Raw genomic sequence first — 24,337 nt, forward strand, 5'->3', positions numbered from 1 at the left:
GATTTCGCATCAAAGTAGAAATGCGTTTTGTAATCCAGTCTATAGAGAAGCACCCTCAGCGCGAAACATATAATTACTGAAATTAAATTTTTGGGACTAAAGTAGAATTAAAACATTGAACTAACGAGAAACGATAGTTCAATGATAAAGTGGTGGTCTCGAAAGGTTGAAATCCTATATAAATCGGTTGAAAATGTTGATTTTACCAATGGACAAGGATTTGTACAATAGAGTTGTAACGCTTACATTTCCAAGGAGGTTGCGGCGAAATGAAGAGACTTCAGGTGATTGGCAAGCAAATCAGGACCCCGAAATCCAAAAGGAGGCCGTGTTGATGAAATTTAAGGGAATATTGGCGGCGTTTTTATTTTTAACCACAGCGTCTGTGTTGTTTGGAGTGCATACGGCAGAGGCCCATGAACTATCCAATGACAAGCTGACGATTCAGACAGGCGAGCATGGCGAAATTTCATCCATACGTATCAAGGGAGATGCTTTTCCGACAGAGTATGTCATGAACGCAACGGTAACACCTGAACAGAACACCGCAGATCATCAGTGGCTAGGGGAGCTGATGTTCACGTATCGATTGGATGGAGGTAGCTGGACGAAAGCATGGACGAACAAGTCGGCAGACGCACGCAAGATCACAACCAGTGGTAACCGTGTCACTGTCACGTACGAGAACTCTACTAATGCAGAAGGCATACGCAATTTTAAAGTCATCGAAACGTATTCGGCAGAGTCGAATGGTTCGGTGTTGTGGAATATACAGGTACAGAATACAAGTGGGAAAAAATTGGAGATTGGCGATTTCGGTTTGCCTCTGCCTTTCAATGAGCAATGGACTAATGGTGATGCGATCTACGAAACTAGAGTGGTGACGCATTCCTTTGTCGGCAATAACAGCTCCTATATTACAGCTGGGCGTCCCAGCGGCATTGGCTCTTCCCTTTTGCTGATTCCTGATTCGACAACAGGTGCGGGTTTTGAATATCAGGATCACTGGCGGGATGAGGAGCATCCGGGCAGCAAATGGGCCTGGAATCCGGCCAATGAAGGTAAATGGCTGGAAGGGCTGAATGTATTTTATATTCATTCCAATGTCATCAAGTCCACCAACCGGGGCTATTTGCCCAATACAAGCCTGATCCTGAATCCCGGTCAAAGCAAAAACTATGGCTTCAAGTTTCTGGCTGTGAAGGACGAGCATGATGTAAAAGATACGTTGTACCAAGAAAACTTGGTGGATACAACAGTCGTACCTGGCATGATCGTGCCTACGAATCAAAAGGCGAAGGTGGACCTGCGCTCCAAGCAGGCGATCAGCAAAGTAACCTATCCCGACGGAACCGTTATTCCAGAGACGGATAGCAAGGCTGGAGGACACCACATTTATGAATTGAAATTTACTAAATTGGGTCCGAATTTCATAACGGTAGAATACGGCAATGGCAGCAAAACGGTTCTACAATTTTATGCCATCGAGCCGATTGATCAAGCGCTGCAACGGCACGCTACATTTATGGTCGACAAAACCCAATGGAATGTACCGGGTGATCTGCGCGACAAGGTATTTGACGATTGGATGATGCATACCAAATCCAAACGGAACATTTTCAACGGCTACTGGGGCTGGGGAGACGATTGGGGTCTGACGCACGGACAGTTCCTGGCTGAGAAAAACACACTGTCTCCGGTCGTTAAAGAGGTGCGGGCCGTAGACGATTATTTGGAAACGGCGATCTGGACGAATCTGATGAACGGACATCATGAGGATTATTTAATTCATGATTTCTTGATGCCAGAGCCTAACGATACACCGACCTATCGAGGGTATGCTTATCCGCATGTATACAACACGTATTTCAGCATGTACAAGATTGCCAAGGAATACCCGGATCTTGTTACTTACAAGCATCCAAAGGAAACGTATTTGCTGCGGGCGTATAACATTTTCAAAGCATTGTATGAAGGGCCAGTCGCGTACAACTGGGAAACAGGTTTGATGGGCGAACTGACCACACCGGATATTATTCAGGCACTTCATGATGAAGGCTATGATGATGAAGCGAATGATCTTAAGGAAAAAATGGATCGTAAATATAACAATTTTAAAAATACAAAGTATCCTTATGGTTCTGAATATAGCTATGACAATACAGGGGAAGAAGCTGTATATACGTTAGCCAAGCAGAATATAGATACAGAGGGCGAGCAAAGTAAAGCCCTGGAAATGATGGGTAAAATCAATGCCAAAACCCGTGCGGCACGCGGTCACATGCCCGTATGGTACTACTACACCGATCCGGTGACGATTACCGGGGAGAACTGGTTTAACTTCCAGTACACGACTTCGCTTGCTGGATATGCGATGGATGACTGGATTCGCCATCATGAGGACAATCACCGTGAGGAACAACAACGGTTGTCCTATGCAGCTAAAATTGCCAATGTCGGAGCGATTAACTCCGGGCAAATCAGCTCGGACCCTGAAAACATCGGGGCGGTCGCATGGACGTATCAAGCGGAAAAAGGCAATAACGGCACGAACGGCACTGGCGGCGGTAAAAATGTTCCGCTCTTTAACGGCTGGCGCGGCATGAGTGGTGAGGCTGATCTCGGATTGTTCGGTGCGCTCAAAACCTTAAGCGCTGATATCGCGATGGATCCGATTTTTGGATTGACGGGCTACGGTGCAGAGGTGAGTAAAAGTGGCAACGTGTATACGATCAAGCCGCTGGACGGTTTGTTCAAGCGAATCAATCTGATTACGGAAAAGATGTATATCGAGCTGGAAAAGGATCAGTATACAGAAGCCAAGCTGGCAACTTCCAAGGATTATGTATGGCTTCAGTTGAAAAATCAAACGCCAGGCCAAGCTCATTCTACGTACGTTACATTTGACGGTTTGAAGAAAGGAACGTATTTGGTTAAAGTAGGCGGTCAATCACAAGGGAAATTTAATGCGTATGCACCTTCGAACAAGCTTAAATTGGAGATTGGAACAGCTTCCTCCTACACGGTAGAGCTGACACCAACCACACCGGATCCGAACAAGGCACCTGTTGTAGACGCTAGCAAAGATTCGAAGGTGAAGCTGCCGGATCAAATCATTTTGAAAGGCACAGCTACGGATGATGGACTTCCACAAGGCAAGGTGACAAGCGAATGGAGTCTGGTTGAAGGACCGCAGGACGCGAAGGTCACATTCAGCAGCAAAGCATCGCTGCGCACGAAGGTGGACGTTTCCGAGCCAGGAACGTATGTGTTCAAGCTGACAGCCAGCGATTCTCAGTTGTCAGCGGAGGCTAAAGTAACGGTGGTAGCTGAACCGGCCGCTCCGTTACTTGAACAGCTTGCAGTTTACAAGTTTGATGAAACAAGCGGTTCTGTAGTTGCGGATTCATCGGACAGTGGCAATGATGCTGCCGTGAAGGGAACGGCTGCATGGGCTGCGGGTAAAACAGGCAATGCTGTCAGCCTGAACGGCAAGGACAGCTACGTGCAGCTTCCGGTGGGTATTGTCAGTCGTGCACAGCAATTGACCGTATCCGGCTGGGTCAAAGCGAACAGCCTGAGCGATTATGTACGGATCTTTGACTTCGGCTCCGGGACGAATGAATATATGTTCCTGACGCCTAAAGCAGGAAATACCATGCTGTTTGCCATTACCAATCAAGGCAACGGGCAGGGACAGGAGCAGACGATTGAAGGCCCTGTACTGCCGACAGGCGTATGGAAGCATGTTGCGGTCACGCTTTCAGGTTCCACAGGTATTTTATACGTGGATGGAAAAGAAGTGGGACGCAATACCAACTTGACCCTGAATCCTACCAGTCTGGGACAGACCAAAAATAATTTTATCGGCAAATCTCAGTACCCTGATCCTTATTTCAATGGTCTGGTGGATGAATTCCGGATCTACAGCCGTGCTTTGAATGCTTCTGAGGTAGCAGGTTTGGTCTCCGGTACAGCACAAAGCCTAACGGGAGTCGAGAAAATTACGGCTTTAAAAGAAGTAAACGTGACGACTCGTGCGGGTGAAAAACCCGAACTGCCAAGCGTAGTGGAAGCTACGTATGGTGAAGGCTCCACCAAATGGGTGGCTGTGGAATGGGAAGATATAGACCCTGCACAGTACGCTGCTCCAGGTTCGTTTGAGTTGAAGGGCAATGTAGAAGGGACAGAGTTAAAGGCAATTGCGAAGGTAACCGTGATTGAGGCAGGGGCTGCGGCTCCAGCTCCAGCGGTAACGCCGGTTAGTCCGGAAACTTCAGTAACTCCGCCAATTACGACACCCTCGGTAACATCTGCCTTACCGCCTCGGCCTATCAGCTCCGCTAAATTAGCGGGGGTATCCTGAATGGGAGTCAACAACACATAGTCATGAGTAACCTTTCCCATCGTCACTTTCCTCCTATAAAGGGGAGAGTGGCGGTGGGTATCCTTGCATTTGGAATGCAAAGCTGCGAACAAAATGTGAATGGGGGAAAAAGTATGAGCAAGAGCAAGATTACATTTCTGGGTGCAAGCAGGAAGCACTGGCTATGCAGTCCCGGCAAATGAGTGAAAATTACGTCAATGCGACGCTCTCCGACTTGAATGACCTGACCAATGCTATTCTCAGCAATCCTGACGTGCAGTCTACGCTGGAGACCAAGCCGGAATTGCGGCAGATTGCCAAATCGGCTGTATGTGCTTACGAAGGAATCGAGAACATGGAACGGCCGCCAGACGATGATTTCCTATGGCCCGTTAAACGAGGGACAATGGACGCTTCTACAAAAAGTCGATCAGTCCGTGCTGTTTGAGGATGCGCGGAAAATTGGTGCCTGGACCATCTGGACTTTTTTGATTGCATTGATGCTGGGCTGGATGGTGTCTTATCGGCTAAGTGACACGATTCGTCGCTCCCTGCTTCAATTGAGCCGATTAATGGCGGTCGATGGGAATGGCTTTGGCAAATGGGCAACAGGATATGGCAGAGGTAATCGGTGCCTTCGGTAAATGTTTTCGCATCTCGCTAAGTTATGGCTGAGAGCAAATCAGTATGGGACAGGAAGTCGAGCATGTAAGCGCCTATGTGAAGGTGCAGCAGTTCAGGTTTAGGAATTCGCTCGAGTGGATTTGCGAGGTAGAGGAGGATATTTGCGGATTTATGTACCCAACTAATCATCCAGCTGCTCGCCGGAAAATGCTATTTACCACGGCTTAGAAGGGCGCACCGACCGTGGCTATATCATGTTATCCGGTACAAGGGAAGGAGATATGTTGCGTTTGACGGTCAGTGATGATGGGGGCGATATTGGAGCCGAGCGTCTGAACGATATCCGGAAGTCGCTGGATGCGGAACGGGGGAGTGCTATTGGCTTTGTGGTGCGCAATGTGCATGAACGCCATCGGCATTATGTTCCGCAATATGGACTGTCCGTGACAAGCGCGAGCCGGGTCAGTACACCTCAGTTACCTTACTGGCACCCATTTGAACCGAATAAGAAAGGGGAGGACGGCGCAACGGCATTACGTTTGTATACGGAGGAGCGACCGGACATGATTTTACTGGATATTAATTTACCGGATATGAGTGGACTGAACGTAGCAAAAACCATTCGAGAAAAGGATCAGCAGACCCCGTTATTATTCCTGACAGGGTACGAATCTATGACGTATATTCGTCAGGCAGTCTCGCTTCAAGCGGTCGATTATTGGCTCAAGCCGGTGACTAGCGAGGAGGAAGCCGTTCATCGCCATCGTTCATTGGAGCCATTGTACAGGGTACAGGGAGTATCTACTACTGGATTTGCTCCAGCAGTGGCGTCCTGCAGTCGGGGTCATTCAGCGTATCCGCAGATTGTTTGGGGAGGATGGTCAACATTGTATGAGCAACTCTATTAAGCTGGAAGTTCAGGTATACATGAATGATCTTTGAAATGTTTCGTGAGAAAAAAGTAACGTTTGATTTTTCGTCCGGTATGATTTATGATATAAGAAATATTGGATGATGCTGGAATAATCCATATGGTGGTATGAGTTGATATATTCATAGTTTTTTGCGCGTGAAGCACACGGGCTGTTTCTTCCTTCATAGGGGAGAGGCAGCCCTTTTTTGTTGATATTTTGCGGAAATATAAAACTTTTTAATGAGTCAGTTCTATGATTGAGGGGGAGGGATTGCTTTATAGAGTCTATTTGTTTGGAATACTTTGTATTAGAAGTTTTTCTTATAGATTTTGTAAGAGGGAAACCCTATAATATATAAGTTGTATCCAGTATTTTCCGAAAGTGGGGATGCGATAAGTTTATGAAATTAGAGATGATATACATAGTTTAAAGTTTAAGCCGACAAAGGGGATAGAGAGATGAGTATGAAAAAATGGATGTTGAGTTTGACCGCAGTCACATTGCTATGGGGCGCGACAATTACGATTCCAACGACGGAGGCGGCAAGCAGCACCAAGCCCATTGAAGTCTTGTTAAACGCGAAAAAAATACAGTTTCCAGATGCTAAACCTTTTCAGGATAGTAACGATTATGTGATGGTTCCGATTCGTTTTGTATCCGAAGCGCTAGGGGCTAAGGTAGGCTGGGAGAAAACAGGCGGTCAATTGGCTGTGTCGATTAAAAATGATGCCCATGCTGTTAACATGACAGTGGGTCAAAACACCGCTACCGTGGATGGGCAGACCAAAACGTATGAGACAAAGATTATTTTGAAGCAAAACCGTACTTTTGTGCCGCTGCGGTTGGTAAGTGAGGGTCTGGGACAAACGGTGGAGTGGGATAAAGTTAGTCGCTGGGTCTGGATTGGAAAGAAGGAAATTGCTGCTCTGGAGGATACGGGGCATAAGGCGGTAAGTATCGAGCCGTATAAGAAGGCGATTGGCACAATTCCCAACCTCATTAATGATGTTGCAGGCAAGCCATACGACAAAATAGTGACCTTCAAGCAATCTGATTTGCCTATTAAGCTACTGAACGATATTTATTCTGTTGAACCTTTCACGGCGCATAGCGGCGTACCATATCTCCAAATAAGGGTAAAAACGAAGTCTACAGCAGGCAGCATTTTTTTCATTACCAAATACAATGATACCCGTCTTCGCACTCCTTTTAGAGCAATGACAAAAGACAATGGGGATGGTACAAAGATGATCTATTACCCAATTTATTCGTCTGGAGACGAACTCTTTCAAGGCATAAAAAATTATAAATCTTTTAAACTCCAAGACATTGACTATATTGCATTCGGATTAGCGTCAAGGGAGTATATTCCGATGATGGTGAACCCATGGAAAGGTAATTAAACGCATGAAGAAGGCACAACGCATTCTGGCCGTATTGCTGGTGGGGGTACTGCTACTGTTGCAGTTCCCACCTTTTTCTTTTCTCACAAATAAGGCAGTAGCCGATACGGAAATTACACCGTTGTCCTACTTTGCAGACAAGAATGACCGTTACTTTGTCGGCATGATGTACTTCGACATGTGGAAGAATACCGCGGGTAAATGGGTTACAGACGGCGGCAAGGAACCTTATAAGAACATGCAGGGTGAAGCCACATTTACCTATAAATTTAGTTTTCCGGGTCGTAAAATCAAGGCAGTTACAGCAAGCCTGTATACGAAAAATGACAATGAGAATCACCCAGAATACTTTAGAGAATCCCGTTCTGATAACTACGAACAATATGCCTACTCGATGAGTAAAGGCACAGATTATGATAAGGATGTTCGTCCATTCCAGAAACAGGGAATTGGTACGGATACCACGATTATTCCGATTACAGTAAACATAAGGTTAAATCCAGAAGTTCAAGCAGAGAATATAAAAGAGGAGAGTTGCCCCACCTGCGCAAAGGAAGTAGAAGCCTGGCGCATCTACCAGCCCATCCTGTTCAAGATCGAACTGGAGAGTGGTCTGATCGTCAAGCATTTTACCACTGATGGAAAATCACTTAACAACGTATTTGAACCAATAGAGGATGAACTAAAAGCTGATCAACCGTATGATTTTCCCCCGCCAACCAACCCGAAATATGAGTATTTGGGTTATAAGAAAAGCACGACAGGTAAACCGCCAAGCGGAGATATTTTGCCGGGAATTGTACCCGGATTTACCTATGACGGTTCTTTTGAACAGTTTACCGCTTATTTGTATTACAAAGAAACTCAGGGCTGTCCGAAGCCTGGAGAAAGCCAAGAGGGAGCACCCTCAGATTGCCAAGATCATGAACAGCCAACAAAAGGTGTTGTCTGCTCCCGCCCTGTTCCAGGTCTGCGCTTGGAAACTGCCGAATTGGACCCGACAGTATCTGCCGTTATTAAAGCCGATCAGCGAGGCGCGTCACGTTTTGATGTAGCCAAGGGTATTCCAACTTCTGAAAGCCTGTACGGAAACGTGCTGGCCCGGAATTACCTGTTTCAAAACACCTACCAACAGCTCAAAGGCGAGTGCACCTACAACGTCAAGCTGAAGCGCACGTATGATCTGGAATGGGAAGATATCAACGATACCCGGCACATGAAGGTCGTGGAGTATTACAAATACGAAATTGTGAAACCGTACTCCTACTGGGTGATAGACAACCTTGAGGTGTACGGTATCAAGAACGCGCAGCTACGCAACTATGCACTGCCGGGAGGTAGTATTACGATTCCACCAAGGAATTACACGCCGCCGTCTGTAGAATCAGCGACCAACGGAAAATACTATCCGGCTCCTTCTCCGGGCATCGTCGATGGGGGTTCACTTTATATTTATGGCGGCAAGAGTATGCCGAAGGTGCCCAATGAACAAAGATCACTGGAGCCTGTGGCCCAGAAGGCTACACCAGACGTGGAAGTTGAAAACGATACTGTGAAATTCAACGGTCAAACGATCATGGACCACCAGCGTGTCAAGGAAAAGGGACCGACTCCTGGCAAAATCCCTGAACCCGTAAAAATCGGGTCGGATATCCTGTACAGCCCGGGCCATATGATTGAAAAGCATAAGATCAATAAACCCAATACGCCCAGCAGCGGTGACATCACTTACGCTATTCTCAAAGGAAATATCAATGGAGGTGCGGATAAAACGTTCCCGATACAGGGAATTAATACGGTGACTGTCCACACTCCCGTAGTGAATCTGTCTAAAGTGTCGGACGATGCTGCTCATAATCAGAAAACCCAACCTACGAAAGGTCGATCCGCACTTATTTTGGAGCGACCTTTCCGGGTGACGATTTCAACAGCAGGTCCACATTTGAATATTCCTGGCTATGGTGATCGGGAGTATGCCAAATATGTACGAACCAAGCAGGTTCGCTTTCCGTTCGATGTGTACGACAAAGGAAAGACGCATTTTTATCCGCGGGATACCTGGATCGACATTCCAGTGCTGCAGCTCAACACAGACTTTTATCTTCCCGTGTGGGTGGATGAAGGCAACTACACAGTTGAGTTCCGTACCATTGCCGAAAATGCTCCGGACGGGTTCACCGAACAGCGCCATGCCAACACGGATATCGCCCATCATGTCGCCAATGATGTGGTAAATATAGAGGTCATCGGACGGATGTATGATTTTCATATCACGGATATTGCCGATTACCATTGGGAGCGGGTGTTTCGGCAACGAAAAGGGAGCCCGACGCATAGCGGCCTGTCCTATTGGACGGGGCTTGGCAATATTGACGGGTTACCGAGAGGGAACCAGGAGCCATTCACCTTGCCCATTCGTCCCGGCAGTCACCCACATGAAGGTTATGCAAATGTGGCAGTCAAGACAGGCTACCATTTCAAGTTTGACCTCAAAACCAAAGGCAATATGTTTAGCGCCAAGGACGGTATTCGCATCACGCCATCGTTCTATTGGGTGAGCAAGGATGGGCGACAGCGGGAAGAGGTGGATCTGTATACACATTCCAGCAGCCGAAAATTTATCCGTTTGGGATCGGCGGAGGACCGGGAGAAGCGATATGTTATTTTGAATGAACGGCTGCGCAATGTGCCGATGGAGGAAATGCAGGACACGTCAGCCTACCAATACAAGCATGAGCTGAGTGAAGCAGAGCAAAGCCAGTCGACGCTGGAACGCTATGTTTCTCTGTATGCCCACCGTATTGCACGCAGCAAGACCTGGATTGGACGTTACGACTGGCTGGTGCTGCCTGCGGCTGTGCGTACCTTGATGGGTCCGAAGACAGACCTGCCGGATGGGGTCAATGTGGATCGCGCTAATGCGTCGATTCAGCGCTGGTATGGTGAATATAGCCTGCCTGCTGATGTGTACGCAGTCACCAAAGGCACAGATTTGCGCGAGGTCAGTCGCCGTCAGGAGCTTAACGAGCATACGGATATATTCAAGAAAACAGGCTTTATCGTCGTTCGCTTTAATTTGGAGTCACTGCGTCAGGGTGACACCGAGCATCCGCATTTACAGTATATAAATGGCCCGCTATTGAACCAGTGGCAACTGGAGGGTTACCGCCGAGAGATAAAGGACCCGTACGGGCATACCTTTCATTTACAGGACGGGGATGTAGTATTTTATCATGCGGATCAGTCGAGTAGGGACGATTTCAGTTCATTTGTCCCTCACTAGCTTGTAGTAATCAAGACAAATCCTAATCCATAACTAGCAGGAAATATAAAAAAACGGACAATGGGAACAATCCACTGTCCGTTTTTTTATATTTCCTTTTGAGTTTATGCGAATATGATTTTGCCTACTTCCTCTGTCTTCATGGGGAGTTTGGCGGTGTTCAGCCCTTAGCATGCCGTTTTCATATAGGTTTGGTGGGGGCTATTTTATTTGGAATGAGTAAACAACACGGTTTTGTGTAGAGAAATCCTCGGATATTTAAACGCGTTTGGGGGAACGGCAAAACTATAATAATAGGGAATTAATTTATGTAAGCGCAATCATTTTGGCGTACTTGCTTGTCATCACAATACAATTGAGGAGGACGACTTGAATGGCTCAAAGGAAAGGCGCATGGCGAAAGGGAACCTTGACCGCTGCGCTGGCAACCATGCTGGCGATGACGGGCACGACTGGAGGAGTGGCTGCGGAAGATTTGTCCGAACCGACACTACAGGCGGAATCAGCCATTGCAGTTGAACAGAACCGTAGCGGCAGCATTCAGCTGGAAAAGCTGGATCGCGGACTGGTAGCTGCGGTGACACAGGAGGGGGTATTTTTAAGCTGGCGGTTATTGGCTCAAGAAGTGAATGGCTACGGTTCAACAGGGCTGACAGGAGCGGACTTTAACGTATACCGTGACGGTAAGAAGATCGCGACAGTGACCGACAGCACCAACTATGTAGATAAGGAAGGAAATGGGAAATCGGTATATAGAGTAGCTTCAGTCGTTAATGGACGGGAAAAGGATCGTAGCGCCAAAGTGAAGCCATGGCAACAGGGTTACTATGAACTTCCTCTCCAAAAGCCTGGCGATGGCGTAACACCCGCAGGTGAATCTTATACTTATTCGGCCAACGATATGAGTGTGGGGGATGTGGATGGAGACGGGCAATATGAATTTTTTGTAAAATGGGATCCGTCGAACTCCAAAGATGTATCTCAGAAGGGGTACACCGGAAATACGTATGTCGATGCGTATACGGCCGAAGGCAAGCTGTTGTATCGGATCGACTTAGGCGTGAATATTCGATCAGGTGCGCATTATACACAGATGATGGTGTACGATTTTGATGGCGATGGTAAAGCCGAGCTGATGTTCAAAACGGCTCCAGGGACCAAAACGATTTCTTTTGATAAGAAGGGCAAGGCGAAAAAAGAAAAGTATATTACTCTGCCACGTGAGGATCGCAAAGCAGGGATTACACATGAGGACGATTACCGTTTGAGTCGTTCGGATTATTATGAGCATGTGGTGAACATGTTCATGAACTGGACGAAGCATGAAGAAGTGGTCAAGGGACAATGGCCTGCTACGCTGGAGGAATGCTTTGGCATCGCTCCGAAGTACAGTTATCCGTTATCCCGAAAGGATGCGGAAAGCCTGACAGACTACTTTATGGATGTATATGCCCCATCACGGAGCGACAAAAACAAGCTGAGAGAGTTCGAGGGCTTTATTGTCGATGGACCGGAGTATTTGACGATTTTCAAGGGGAAAACGGGTGCTGAGCTGGATACCATCCGCTATGAGCCGGAGCGTCATGACGATGGCCTCATGTGGGGCGACTACGCTATGGCCCGAATTGAACCCGCCAACCGTGTAGACCGCTTCCTGGCAGGTGTGGCTTACCTGGACGGACGCAAGCCGTACGCCGTATTTGCACGCGGCTATTATACGCGTTCCACCTTGGCCACCTACACATGGGATGGCCGCCATCTCCAAAAACATTGGATGGTGGACAGTGGCTGGGCACCGATGACCAATCCATTTAACGATAGTCCGCACGGGCGTGATGGAACGGACCCGAAATTTGGCACCTTGACCACACAGGGAGCGCATTCTTTGAGCGTGGTGGATGTGGAGGGTGACGGCAAGGACGAAATCGTATACGGTTCCGCCACGATTGACCATGATGGCAGCCTGTTGTACAGCTCATTTGATGTCATGCCTCCTGAAAGCGCAACTCCGGGTCAAACCGCCAGATTGGGACATGGTGATGCGCTGCATGTAACCGATATTGACCCGGATCGTCCCGGCAAAGAAATCTTTATGGTACATGAAGGTGGCACCTACGCTCCATATGGCTATTCTTTGCGGGATGCCAAAACGGGTGAAATCATTTACGGCGCATACTCCGGCAAGGATACTGGTCGGGGAATGGTCGGTGACATAGACCCGGATCAGCGAGGTCTGGAGACTTGGGCCATAGGCCTATGGACCGCAGCGGGTAAACAGCTGGATACGAAGATACCGGGTACCAATATGAGTATCAAATGGGCAGCCGATATGACCACACAAATCGTAAACGGCGCAATTGATGTAACCCCAACCATTGAAGATTGGAAACGAGGTACACTGTTGACCGCCACTGGAACCAAAACGAACAACTATACGAAAGGAACGCCATCGCTGGTAGCCGACATTTTCGGAGATTGGCGCGAGGAAATGCTTGTCCGTACAGCGGATAGCTCAGTGATTCGTATCTATTTGAGCACCGAGCCTACAACGCATAAATTGTACACGTTGATGCATGATCCGCAGTATCGCACGGATGTGGCGCGTCAAAATACCGGGTATAACCAGCCGTCCTACACGAGCTTTTATTTTGCATCCGATATGGATTGGGCGAATGTGCCGATTCCCAAGCTCTACACGCCAAAAGCCTTAATAGAGGAAGAGAGCAGTGACGAAGCGGATGAAGTAGAGGCAGCAGAGGTAGATGAAAAAGAAGTCGATGGAACGATAGTCGATGGGACGAAAATAGATGTGAAGGAATGATAAGCGGAGACTATTTCCCAAAATATATAATAAAAAATTAAAGTTTCTTATCTCAAAAGGAGAGCCGTATTTACGGACTCTCTTTTTTTACGTCTTGATGTTATTGAGAATATAAAATGTAACCGCGCACATGTAAATGTTGTGATATATTACCTAACGTGAAATTTGACACATATGTGAAATGAGGATAAATAACAGAGATTTCATGGAGAAGTGAATTGACTGTATTTGTCCCTGTCTCTAAGATGTAATTATATTCCAGACAAAATAGAGAATTATGTAAGGGAATATAACGTAGAGAGGAGGGAATGAATGGACTCTTTAGCTGATCTCTCGGAAACCCCCTTAGCATTAGAAACCCTCAGACGACATCCCTGTTATAACGAAGAGGCACATCGCTATTTTGCGCGCATTCATCTTCCAGTAGCCCCGGCATGCAATATTCAGTGCCATTATTGCAACCGCAAATTCGATTGCGTCAATGAAAGCCGTCCCGGCGTTGTTAGTGAACTGCTTACGCCGGAGCAGGCGGCTAACAAGACCTATGGCGTAGCGGCACAGCTGATGCAGCTGTCCGTTGTCGGCATTGCGGGACCTGGAGATCCGCTGGCCAATGCGGAGGCGACCTTCGATACCTTCCGCCGGGTCCGTGAGACAGTTAAGGATGTCATATTCTGTCTCAGCACGAATGGCCTTACTTTGATCAGGCATGTCGACAGGATTGTAGATCTGGGCATTTCGCATGTCACGATCACGATCAATGCTGTAGATCCAGTGGTGGGGAGCCGTATTTATGGATGGGTCTACGATGAAGGAAAACGCTATGCAGGAGAGGAGGCCGCACGGCTGTTGATTGACCGCCAGCTGGCAGGCTTGAAGATGCTGGCTTCGAGAGGCGTATTGTGCAAGGTGAACTCGGTGCTGATTCCCGAAGTCAATGATGCCCATCTGCCGGAGGTAGCCAGGGTGGTCAAGGAGCACGGCGCAGTGCTGCACAACATTATGCCGCTCATCATCGCACCTGGTAGCCGATATGAGCAGGAAGGGATGCGTGCCCCCCGTCCCCGCCTGGTCCGGCAGCTGCAGGAGAAATGTGCTGAAGCGGGAGCTGTCATTATGCGCCATTGCCGTCAGTGCAGGGCGGATGCGATTGGACTGCTGGGCGAGGATCGCAATCAGGATTTTACATGGGAGAACATTGCGGCTGCTCCTCCCATGGAGGAAGAGGCAAGGGCACAATTTCAGAAAGAACTGGATGAGAAGGTGAGAGTGAGAATGGAACGCAAGGAGGGACAATCGCACCCCAAACAACCGTCAACCGGGGCTGGATGTAGCTGCCCGTTATCTGGGGATAAGCCTGAAGTGAGCTTTACCTCAAAGCCAGTCCTAATCGCTGTGGCCAGTCGTGGCGGAGGGAAGGTGAATCAGCATTTCGGCCGTGCCAAGGAATTTATGATCTATGAAAGCGACGGGATTATCGTAAATTTCATAGGCATTCGTAAGGTGCAATCCTACTGCCATGGGAAAGCCGATTGCAATGGAGATAAGGCTGAGACGATGAAGGAGATCCTTTCCATGGTGCATGACTGTGCATTGCTGCTGTCGGCCGGCATAGGCGAGGCCCCCAAAGAGGCATTGCAGGAAGCTGGCGTGCTGCCTATTGTATGCGGCGGGGATATTGAGGAATCCGTTCTGGAATATGTAAAATTTCTACGTTATATGTATCCTGTGCAGAGCAATAAGGGAAGTAAGCGTAATAAGGGAGTTAAGGGCAGTCATTCGGATCTACCCATTGAACATTTTGGAGGCTGAAAAAATATGAGACAAATTGCGTTTTACGGTAAAGGCGGTATCGGCAAATCGACAACCTCGCAGAATACACTGGCTCAACTCGCGACCAAATTCAAACAAAAAATTATGATCGTAGGCTGTGATCCCAAGGCAGACTCCACCCGTCTTATTTTGAATACGAAGGCCCAACAGACTGTGCTGCATCTGGCGGCTGAAAGGGGTACGGTGGAGGACCTGGAATTGGAGGACGTTGTCCAGAAGGGCTTCGGTGACATTCTGAACGTGGAATGCGGTGGGCCGGAGCCTGGTGTCGGCTGTGCAGGGCGCGGCATTATCACGGCCATTAATTTTCTGGAGGAAGAGGGGGCCTACGAAGGGCTGGATTTCGTATCCTACGATGTACTGGGGGACGTCGTGTGCGGGGGCTTCGCCATGCCGATCCGGGAGAAGAAGGCGCAGGAAATCTACATCGTATGCTCAGGCGAGATGATGGCTATGTACGCTGCCAACAATATTGCACGCGGGATCTTGAAGTATGCCAACAGCGGCGGGGTGCGTTTGGGCGGCTTAATCTGCAACAGCCGGAATACGGACCTGGAAGCGGAATTGATTACAGAGCTTGCAAGAAGACTGAACACGCAGATGATCCACTTTTTGCCGCGTGATAATGTTGTCCAGCACGCTGAGCTGCGCCGTATGACTGTAACTCAATACAACCCGGACCATAAGCAGGCTGCGGAGTATGAAGAGCTGGCAGGTAAAATTTTGAATAATGACATGCTAACGGTTCCCACCCCTATTTCCATGGAAGAGCTGGAGGATCTATTGATGGAATTCGGCATTATTGAGGATGAAGAAACCGCAATTAACAAAGCTGAGGCGTCCGGGCAGTAGGCTGTAGCCAGAAGGCTTAATGACGGAATCATCGTGTGATGATGGGAGGAGCTGAACGCGCAGCTCGCAGGAGGGAGGAATAGGTCAAATGAGCAGTATTGTGGATAAGGGTAAGCAGATCGTAGAGGAGATACTGGAGGTATATCCCAAGAAGGCCAAGAAGGACCGGACCAAGCATTTTGAGATCGCGGATGAGGAGCTTGTGAACTGCGGGACCTGTTCCATCAAGTCCAACATGAAATCACGACCCGGCGTCATGACAGCAAGGGGCTGTGCTTATGCAGGGTCCAAGGGTGTGGTATGGGGCCCAATTAAAGACATGGTGCACATTAGCCATGGTCCCATTGGCTGCGGGCAATACAGTTGGGGTACTCGACGTAATTATGCGAATGGGATATTGGGAATCGATAATTTTACCGCCATGCAGATTACAAGCAATTTTCAGGAAAAGGATATCGTGTTCGGCGGAGATAAGAAGCTAGAGGTGATCTGTAGGGAAATTAAGGAGATGTTCCCGCTGGCTAAGGGCATCTCCGTGCAATCTGAATGTCCGGTCGGACTGATTGGTGATGATATCGGGGCTGTGGCCAAGAAGATGACAGAGGAGCTGGGCATTCCGGTCATTCCCGTACGCTGTGAGGGCTTTCGCGGGGTGAGTCAGTCTCTGGGCCATCACATTGCCAATGATGCTATCCGCGATTTTCTAATGGGGCGCCGGGAGCTAAAGGAGTGTGGACCTTATGATGTCTCCATTATCGGGGACTACAATATCGGCGGTGATGCCTGGGCTTCGCGCATTTTGCTGGAGGAAATGGGACTGCGGGTCATAGCGCAGTGGTCGGGGGACGGTACGATCAATGAGCTGGGGATTGCGCACAAATCCAAGCTCAACCTGATCCATTGTCATCGTTCCATGAATTATATGTGCACAACGATGGAGCAGGAATACGGAATTCCCTGGATGGAATATAACTTCTTCGGCCCGACCAAGACGATGGAGAGCCTAAGAGCGATTGCTGCCCGCTTTGACGAGACGATTCAGGAAAAATGTGAGCAGGTCATCGCCCAATATATGCCGCAGATGGAGGCGGTCATCCGTAAATACCGCCCACGTTTGGAAGGTAAAAAGGTGATGCTTCTGATTGGCGGACTGCGGGCAAGGCATACCATCGGTGCCTATGAGGATCTGGGGATGGAAATTGTGGCTACAGGCTACGAATTTGCCCATAAGGATGATTACGAGAAGACATTTCCCGATGTAAAGGAAGGCACTATTCTGTACGATGATCCAGCGGCTTATGAGCTGGAGGAATTGGCCCAGCGGCTGAATATTGACTTAATGGGCGCCGGAGTCAAGGAGAAATATGTGTATCACAAAATGGGCATTCCCTTTCGTCAAATGCACTCCTGGGATTACAGCGGGCCTTATCATGGTTTTGACGGCTTCCAGATTTTTGCACGTGATATGGATATGACCATAAACAGTCCAGTATGGAGCCTGCTGCCGTCCCGGCAGACTGCGGAGGTATCGGTATGAGCGAGCGTCAGAATATTGTCGATCACAATCAGCTGTTTCGGCAGGATAAATATGTACGCCAGCGTGAAGAAAAACGAGCCTTCGAGGCCCCGTGTTCGCCGGAGGAGGTTACCGACACCCTGGAGTACACCAAGACCAAGGAATACAAAGACAAGAATTTTGCCCGTACAGCCGTAGTCGTGAATCCGGCCAAGGCTTGTCAGCCGCTGGGAGCGGTTATGGCTGCACTGGGCTTCGAAAAAACGCTCCCGTTCATTCATGGTTCACAGGGCTGTACGGCTTATTTTCGCAGTCATCTTGCCCGCCACTTCAAAGAGCCTGTTCCTGCCGTCTCCACCTCGATGACCGAGGATGCCGCCGTATTCGGCGGCATGCGCAACCTCATTGACGGTATAGAGAACTGCATAGCCTTGTATCAGCCGGAGATGATTGCGGTTTGCACGACCTGTATGGCAGAGGTGATCGGGGATGATCTGTCCGCCTTTCTGGCTAATGCACGTCAGGAGGGAGCCCTTCCCGAGGATTTGCCGGTTCCTTTTGCCAATACCCCCAGCTTCTCCGGTTCACATATTACAGGTTATGACGCCATGCTACGCTCTGTGTTGGAGACGCTGTATAACAAGTCAGGCCGGACGCCGCAGCCTGGCCATGAATTGAAGCTGAATGTACTGCTCGGGTTTGACGGGTATACAGGCAATTTTGCGGAAATGCGGCGCATACTGGAAATGTTCGGTGTACCGTATACTATTCTGGGTGACCACAGCAGTAATTTTGATTCAGGGGCTACTGGAGAGTACAGCTACTATTACGGGGGAACGCCGCTTGAGGATGTGCCCAAGGCTGCAGATGCTGCTGGCACGTTGGCGATCCAGCAGTACTCTCTTCGTAAAACATTAGGCTATATGAAGCAAACCTGGGGGCAGCAGGTGTCCCCCATCTCCACGCCGCTGGGTATCCGTGCTACAGATCGCTTACTTGAAGAGATCAGTCGTCTATCAGGAAGAGAGATTCCTGAGGCATTAAAGCAGGAGCGCGCTCGAATTGTGGATGCCATGATGGATTCACATGCTTATCTGCACGGCAAACGGGTGGCTATGGCGGGAGACCCGGATATGCTCATTGGCCTGATTGGCTTTTGTCTGGAGCTGGGCATGGAGCCGGTGCATATTGTTTGCTCCAATGGGGACCGAAAATTTGAGAAGGAAGCAGAGCTTCTGCTGAAGCCCAGCCCTTACGGTGCAGAAGCCACGGTTCATTCCGGTCAGGATTTGTGGCATATGCGTTCGCTACTGTTCCAGGACCCGGTGGACCTGGCTATTGGAAGCTCCCATCTGAAGTTTGCGGCGAAAGAGGCGAAAATTCCTTTGCTCCGTGTGGGCTTTCCGATCTTCGACAGGCATCATCTACATCGTTATCCGATTATCGGCTACCAGGGTACGCTGAATCTGCTTACCCAATTCGTGAATACCGTACTGGATGTCATGGAAGAGCAGGCTCCGGATCATAGCTTTGATTTGGTGCGCTAATTGCTGTATCGCGTAGATGGAAGTTGGCAGCTTGGCTTGTGATTCAATGGATTCTATCTGAAATAAGGGGGTGTGCGGATGGAGCCGGCTGTGTCTAACGGAAGGCTGGAGGTATTCTGCGGCAACAAAATTCCCAAAAGCACGCCCTGTCCCCGGCCTGTGCCGGGGGAGGCTTCGGGTGGCTGCTCCTTTGACGGGGCCCAGATTACACTGATCCCCATTGCAGATGCGGCTCATCTGGTGCATGGGCCGATTGCGTGTCTCGGCAATAGCTGGGAGAGCAGAGGCAGCCTGTCCAGCGGCCCGGGGCTGTCGGCGTATGGTTTCACTACGGATCTTGGAGAACAGGACATCATTTTTGGTAGTGAACAGAAGCTGCATGAATCGATTCGCTACATTGTCAGCCGTTTTGCTCCTCCCGCTGTGTTTGTCTATACAACATGTGTCACAGCCCTCACCGGTGAAGATATCGAGGGGGTCTGCAAGGCTGAATCGGAGCGGATGGGGACGCCGATCATTCCGGTGAACAGTCCGGGATTTGTGGGTAGCAAGAATCTCGGGACCCGGCTGGCCGGAGATGTGCTGTTCCAGCATATTATCGGCAGCACCGAGCCGGAACAGACAACCTCCCATGATATCAATCTCATCGGAGAATACAATATTGCGGGCGAGATGTGGCATATCGAGCGGCTGATGCGGCAGACGGGAATGACTATTCTGTCCCGAATTACCGGGGACGGTCGGTTCCGCGAGGTGGGATGGGCGCATCGTGCCAAGGCCAACATGGTCGTATGCAGCCGAGCTTTGCTGGGCCTAGCAGTCCAAATGGAGCGTAAATACGGCATTCCTTATTTTGAAGGTTCATTTTATGGAGCAAAGGAGACGAGTTATTCCTTGCGCCAGATGGCTTACCTGACCGGAGATCGTGATGTAGAGCGACGGGTGGATAAGCTGGCCGCACGGGAGGAAATGAGGCTCTCGCTGGAGCTGGAGCCCTACCGCAAGCAGTTGAAAGGAAAGCGGGCAGTGCTCTATACCGGGGGTGTAAAGAGCTGGTCTGTCATTACGGCTTTGCAGGAGCTGGGCATTAAGGTGGTTGGTGTAGGCACGAACAAGAGCACTGCCGAGGATGTATCCCGGATTGCTGACCGTATCGGGGATGATGCGGAATACATCCCGGAAGGCGGTGCCCGGCAGATTCTCAAAACCGTACGGAGCCGCAAGGCAGACATGGTCATTGCCGGGGGTCGGAATATGTATATGGCGCTTAAGGAACAGATTCCTTTTGTGGACATCAATCAGGAGCGGCACAAAGCCTATGCGGGCTATGACGGGCTGTTGTCTCTGGCGAAACAGCTTGTGCATACGCTGCAGCATCCGGTGTGGGAGCTGACCGCCAAACCAGCTCCATGGGAGGAGGAGACGGAATTTGCTGATTAAATCCGCCACGAAGCCTGTCAGTATCAACCCGCTCAAGGTAGGACAGCCTTTGGGGGGCGTGCTGGCTCTGCAGGGGATGTATCGCTCAATGCCTCTGCTGCACGGCGCTCAGGGCTGCTCGGCCTTCTCCAAGGCGCTGCTGACTCGCCATTTTCGAGAGCCGATAGCCGTTCAGACCTCTGCGCTGCAAGAGATGGACGTTATATTTGATGCAGACCGGAATCTGGAGGAGGCACTGGATCATATCTGGTCCAAACACCATCCAGATGTCATCGGCGTTATCAGCACGGCCCTCACCGAGGTGGCAGGCGTTGATTTTCAGTCCAGGGTAAAGGCGTTCAAGCGAGAACGGGCCTTGAAAGACAGTCTGCTGTTTTCTGTATCGCTGCCTGATTTTCACGGCTCTCTGGAGACGGGCTACAGTAGTACAGTAGAGTCCCTAATGGATGCTGTACTCGGGTTGGCCGGAGGCAAGTCCCCCAGAAAACAGCGCCGGATGCAGGTCAATCTGCTGCCGGCTTCTTATCTGACTGCCGGAGATGTCATGGAAATCAAGGATATTATCGCTTCCTTTGGCCTGGAGGTTATTACGCTCCCCGATATCTCCACTTCCTTGTCCGGTCACCTGCTGACAGGCTTCTCCCCTTTGACAAGAGGGGGGACTCCGCTGGATTCAGCCTGCCAGATGCTGGAGTCTTCCTGTACCATTGCCATTGGCGCGAGCATGGAGCGGCCGGCGCGCAGGCTGACTCATGCCGCAGGCATTCCCTACCACTTGTTCGCTGGTCTGTCTGGCTTGGCCGCGAGCGATGCGTTCATACATTTTCTGCAGAAGATCAGCCGCGAGCCAGCCCCCGTTCGCTTTCGCTGGCAGCGTGAAAATCTGTTGGACAGCATGCTGGATGCCCATTTCTATTATTCCGGCGCTTCGGCTGTAGTGGCGCTAGAACCGGATCATATGCTGTCGACCGCAGCCTGGCTGGAGGAGATGGGAGTGGAACTGAAGCGGCTAATTACACCTTGCAGCACGCCCGCACTGCAAAAGACAGAACGGGAAGTCTGGATCGGTGACCTGGATGATGCAGAGGAGAGCGCGCAGGGTGTTGATTTGTGGATCAGCAATTCACATGGAAGAAAGGGAGCGGCACGGGCTGGGGCCTCATTCGTACCGGCAGGCTTGCCGGTGTATGACGAGCTAGGCGCCCACACATCCGTAAGCGTCGGATACCGTGGAACCATGGAGTGGGTGAATAAGGTGGGCAATGTATTGCTTGCCGAGAGGGGGAGGGGAGGATGAAGGTTGCATTTGCGACGGAAGACGGCGTGCTTGTGAATGCTCATTTTGGGCAGAGTCCTATGTTCACTGTATTTGAAATCCGGCACTCAGGCGTCCAGTTCCTGGAGCATCGGCGGATAGCCCTGGGGAGCGATGAGAACGAGGCGGGCAAGATCGCCAGCCGAATTGGCCTGATTGAGGATTGTGCCTTGATCTTTCTGGTACAGATTGGCGCTTCGGCCGCCGCACAGGTTACCAAGCGGACCATTATGCCTGTGAAAGTGGCCTTCGGCAGCACCATTGAGGAGCAGGTCCAGCGTCTCCAGAATATGCTGGCTCGCAATCCGCCCATGTGGCTTGCCAAAATCCTGCATGCTGAGGAGGGCAGCGGCAAAGCCGAATCATGAGCTCTCCTGTAAGGAAGAGCAACCCTATAAGTTATCAAGATCCTGCGGACCGAATATCTTAAAGGCGGGAGCCGCACATGGAGGGGGTGGACGAATGGTACAGCTGCTGGAAGACAGTAGATACGGACGCCAGTTGAAGCTGTTGGGAGTAGAAGGTCAGAACAGGCTAAAGCAGGCTACTGTTATGGTTGCAGGCATCGGAGGATTGGGAGGGACAGCGGCCATGTATCTGGCCGCTGCCGGAGTAGGAAAGCTGATATTGGCCCATGAGGGCGTAATCCATCTGCCCGATATGAACCGGCAGGTGCTGATGGACAGCGGACGAATCGGGGAGGAACGGATGGAGACGGCATTACAGCATTTGCATCGTATCAATCCGGAGACGGAGCTTGAGGGCCACGCCCACAGAATCACGGAAGAATCCTCTGGATCATGGGTAGAAGCGGCCGATATTGTGATTGATGCACGTTATGACTTTCCGGAAAGATATGCGCTGAACAGACTATGTGTTCGACATGGCAGACCGATGATAGAAGCGGCCATGTACGCCTATGAAGTATCATTGATGACCATTGAGCCCGGTAAGACGGCATGCCTGGAATGTCTTTACCCGGAAGGCGGACAGCCTTGGGAACCTCTGGGATTCCCGGTCCTGGGAGCCACCTCCGGCTTGATTGGCTGCATGGCTGCACTGGAAGCGGTCAAATGGATTACAGATGCGGGTAATCTGTTCACTGACCGCATGTACCGTATGAATGTGCTGGATATGAGCAGCTGTACCATAGCGGTCAAGCGCAACTCACGCTGTCTGTGTTGCGGAACGGGAGGGGATACAGATGAGTCAGTTGCATATTTGTGATACAACACTGCGTGACGGAGAACAGGCTCCGGGCGTTGCCTTTTCGGCCGAGGAGAAGACTGAAATTGCCATCATGCTGGACTCGGCGGGGGTGGAGCAGGCTGAGATCGGAATTCCGGCAATGGGAAAGGCGGAGTGCAGATCTATTGCCAGAATTGCTGCTCTTGGACTTCAGATGAAGCTAATGACCTGGAATCGCGCGGTGTTCACAGATATTGATGCAGCTGAATCGACAGGTGTCGGCTGGGCCCATATTTCGGTTCCCGTGTCGACGGTGCAGATGAAGGCCAAGCTGGGTATGAATCCTGAGCAGGTGACAGAACTGATCCGCAAGTCTGTCGATTACGGTCAGTGTAAAGGATTGACTATTTCCGTAGGCTTTGAGGATGCTTCAAGGGCAGATGACCTGTTCCTCGAGCAGTTGGCGAATCAGCTCTACAGAGATGGTATCCGGCGCTTCAGATATGCCGACACGCTGTCGGTTCACCATCCTGCTGCCATAGCTGCCCGTATAGACAGGTTTGTATCGCGCGTGCCGCAGGATGTGGAGCTTGAGATTCACTGTCATAATGATTATGGCCTGGCGCTTGCCAATACTTTGGCAGCTTTGCAGGCGGGAGCTGTCTGGGCCAGTACCACGGTGTCGGGACTTGGGGAAAGGGCAGGTAATACGGCGCTGGAAGAGGTGGTGATGTCGTGGAGGGACCTATATCAAGGAACCTGCAGCGTCCGTCCCGAACTGCTGAACCCGCTGGCTGCACTGGTGTCCCAAGCCTCCAACCGAATCATTCCCGAAGGCAAGCCAATTGTGGGAGACATGGTATTCGCCCATGAATCCGGCATACATATCAACGGTCTGCTAAAGGAGCGCGCCGCCTACCAGGCCCTTGATCCGACCGAGCTGGGCACTGACCATTCGTTCGTACTCGGCAAGCATTCGGGCAGAAGTGCAGTTCAATATATGCTGGAGCAGGAAGGAATCGCGGCAGGCTCCGGTGAAATCAAGTTCCTGCTGGAGCGGCTTCGCCTAGTCGGTGAAGATCCCAAGCGTGTCATTCATAGCGCGGATTTAAGGCGCTGGCTGCAGTATTATCCGGCTGAGCTGCCGAAATAACCGAAAAGGCGTTCCCGTCCGGTAAGTGTGACCGTGACTGGAATGCTTTTTTTGTATATTTGTTAATTCCTGCAACCGGGGT

General features: G+C 50.1%; 16 protein-coding genes. All 16 read left to right on the forward strand.

The window, feature by feature from the left end; all coding sequences use genetic code 11:
* The first annotated feature begins 334 nt into the window (after positions 1 to 334).
* The 16 genes from MKY16_RS05400 (at position 335) to MKY16_RS05475 (ending at position 24,255) form a co-directional block, all read left to right on the forward strand.
* Positions 335 to 4,366 carry a DUF5695 domain-containing protein gene (locus MKY16_RS05400; RefSeq protein WP_340954449.1) on the forward strand — a complete coding sequence of 1,344 codons (4,032 nt, stop codon included), beginning with the start codon at positions 335 to 337 and terminating at the stop codon, positions 4,364 to 4,366.
* A gap of 184 nt (positions 4,367 to 4,550) precedes the next feature.
* Positions 4,551 to 4,814, forward strand: coding sequence for a hypothetical protein (locus MKY16_RS05405; RefSeq protein WP_340954452.1), 264 nt, complete (start codon positions 4,551 to 4,553; stop codon positions 4,812 to 4,814).
* Complete coding sequence (locus MKY16_RS05410) at positions 4,804 to 5,010, forward strand: hypothetical protein (RefSeq protein ID WP_340954454.1); 207 nt, start codon at positions 4,804 to 4,806, stop codon at positions 5,008 to 5,010. The genes MKY16_RS05405 and MKY16_RS05410 overlap by 11 nt, the downstream gene beginning before the upstream one ends.
* 261 nt (positions 5,011 to 5,271) lie before the next feature.
* Positions 5,272 to 5,898: a response regulator gene (locus MKY16_RS05415; RefSeq protein ID WP_340954457.1), complete on the forward strand. Its 627-nt coding sequence runs from the start codon at positions 5,272 to 5,274 to the stop codon at positions 5,896 to 5,898.
* A gap of 464 nt (positions 5,899 to 6,362) precedes the next feature.
* Entirely contained in the window at positions 6,363 to 7,307 is a 945-nt protein-coding gene (locus MKY16_RS05420) for a stalk domain-containing protein (protein ID WP_340954460.1), read from the forward strand.
* Positions 7,308 to 7,311: 4 nt separating this feature from the next.
* Positions 7,312 to 10,590 carry a DUF5704 domain-containing protein gene (locus MKY16_RS05425; RefSeq protein ID WP_340954463.1) on the forward strand — a complete coding sequence of 1,093 codons (3,279 nt, stop codon included), beginning with the start codon at positions 7,312 to 7,314 and terminating at the stop codon, positions 10,588 to 10,590.
* Between the two features lie 373 nt (positions 10,591 to 10,963).
* Positions 10,964 to 13,411 carry a rhamnogalacturonan lyase gene (locus MKY16_RS05430; protein ID WP_340954464.1) on the forward strand — a complete coding sequence of 816 codons (2,448 nt, stop codon included), beginning with the start codon at positions 10,964 to 10,966 and terminating at the stop codon, positions 13,409 to 13,411.
* Positions 13,412 to 13,723: 312 nt separating this feature from the next.
* Complete coding sequence (gene nifB, locus MKY16_RS05435; protein WP_340954467.1) at positions 13,724 to 15,223, forward strand: nitrogenase cofactor biosynthesis protein NifB; 1,500 nt, start codon at positions 13,724 to 13,726, stop codon at positions 15,221 to 15,223.
* A 6-nt stretch (positions 15,224 to 15,229) separates the two neighbouring features.
* Complete coding sequence (gene nifH / locus MKY16_RS05440) at positions 15,230 to 16,096, forward strand: nitrogenase iron protein (protein ID WP_069010331.1); 867 nt, start codon at positions 15,230 to 15,232, stop codon at positions 16,094 to 16,096.
* A gap of 88 nt (positions 16,097 to 16,184) precedes the next feature.
* Positions 16,185 to 17,633 carry a nitrogenase molybdenum-iron protein alpha chain gene (gene nifD / locus MKY16_RS05445; RefSeq protein ID WP_209950054.1) on the forward strand — a complete coding sequence of 483 codons (1,449 nt, stop codon included), beginning with the start codon at positions 16,185 to 16,187 and terminating at the stop codon, positions 17,631 to 17,633.
* Positions 17,630 to 19,159: a nitrogenase molybdenum-iron protein subunit beta gene (gene nifK, locus MKY16_RS05450; RefSeq protein ID WP_340954471.1), complete on the forward strand. Its 1,530-nt coding sequence runs from the start codon at positions 17,630 to 17,632 to the stop codon at positions 19,157 to 19,159. The genes nifD and nifK overlap by 4 nt, the downstream gene beginning before the upstream one ends.
* 78 nt (positions 19,160 to 19,237) lie before the next feature.
* Entirely contained in the window at positions 19,238 to 20,599 is a 1,362-nt protein-coding gene (gene nifE / locus MKY16_RS05455) for a nitrogenase iron-molybdenum cofactor biosynthesis protein NifE (protein ID WP_340954474.1), read from the forward strand.
* Positions 20,589 to 21,896, forward strand: coding sequence for a nitrogenase iron-molybdenum cofactor biosynthesis protein NifN (gene nifN, locus MKY16_RS05460; RefSeq protein WP_340954476.1), 1,308 nt, complete (start codon positions 20,589 to 20,591; stop codon positions 21,894 to 21,896). Before nifE ends, nifN begins: the two co-directional genes overlap by 11 nt.
* Entirely contained in the window at positions 21,893 to 22,282 is a 390-nt protein-coding gene (locus MKY16_RS05465) for a NifB/NifX family molybdenum-iron cluster-binding protein (RefSeq protein WP_069291237.1), read from the forward strand. Before nifN ends, MKY16_RS05465 begins: the two co-directional genes overlap by 4 nt.
* A 94-nt stretch (positions 22,283 to 22,376) precedes the next feature.
* The gene (locus MKY16_RS05470; RefSeq protein WP_340954481.1) at positions 22,377 to 23,141 is read left to right on the forward strand and encodes a HesA/MoeB/ThiF family protein; all 765 of its coding nucleotides are present in this window, start codon (positions 22,377 to 22,379) and stop codon (positions 23,139 to 23,141) included.
* On the forward strand, positions 23,119 to 24,255 hold the full coding sequence (locus MKY16_RS05475) for a homocitrate synthase/isopropylmalate synthase family protein (RefSeq protein WP_340954483.1): 1,137 nt from the start codon (positions 23,119 to 23,121) through the stop codon (positions 24,253 to 24,255). Before MKY16_RS05470 ends, MKY16_RS05475 begins: the two co-directional genes overlap by 23 nt.
* Positions 24,256 to 24,337 lie beyond the last annotated feature (82 nt).

Source organism: Paenibacillus sp. FSL L8-0641 (genome assembly GCF_038006265.1).
Classification (GTDB): Bacteria; Bacillota; Bacilli; order Paenibacillales; family Paenibacillaceae; genus Paenibacillus; species Paenibacillus polymyxa_D.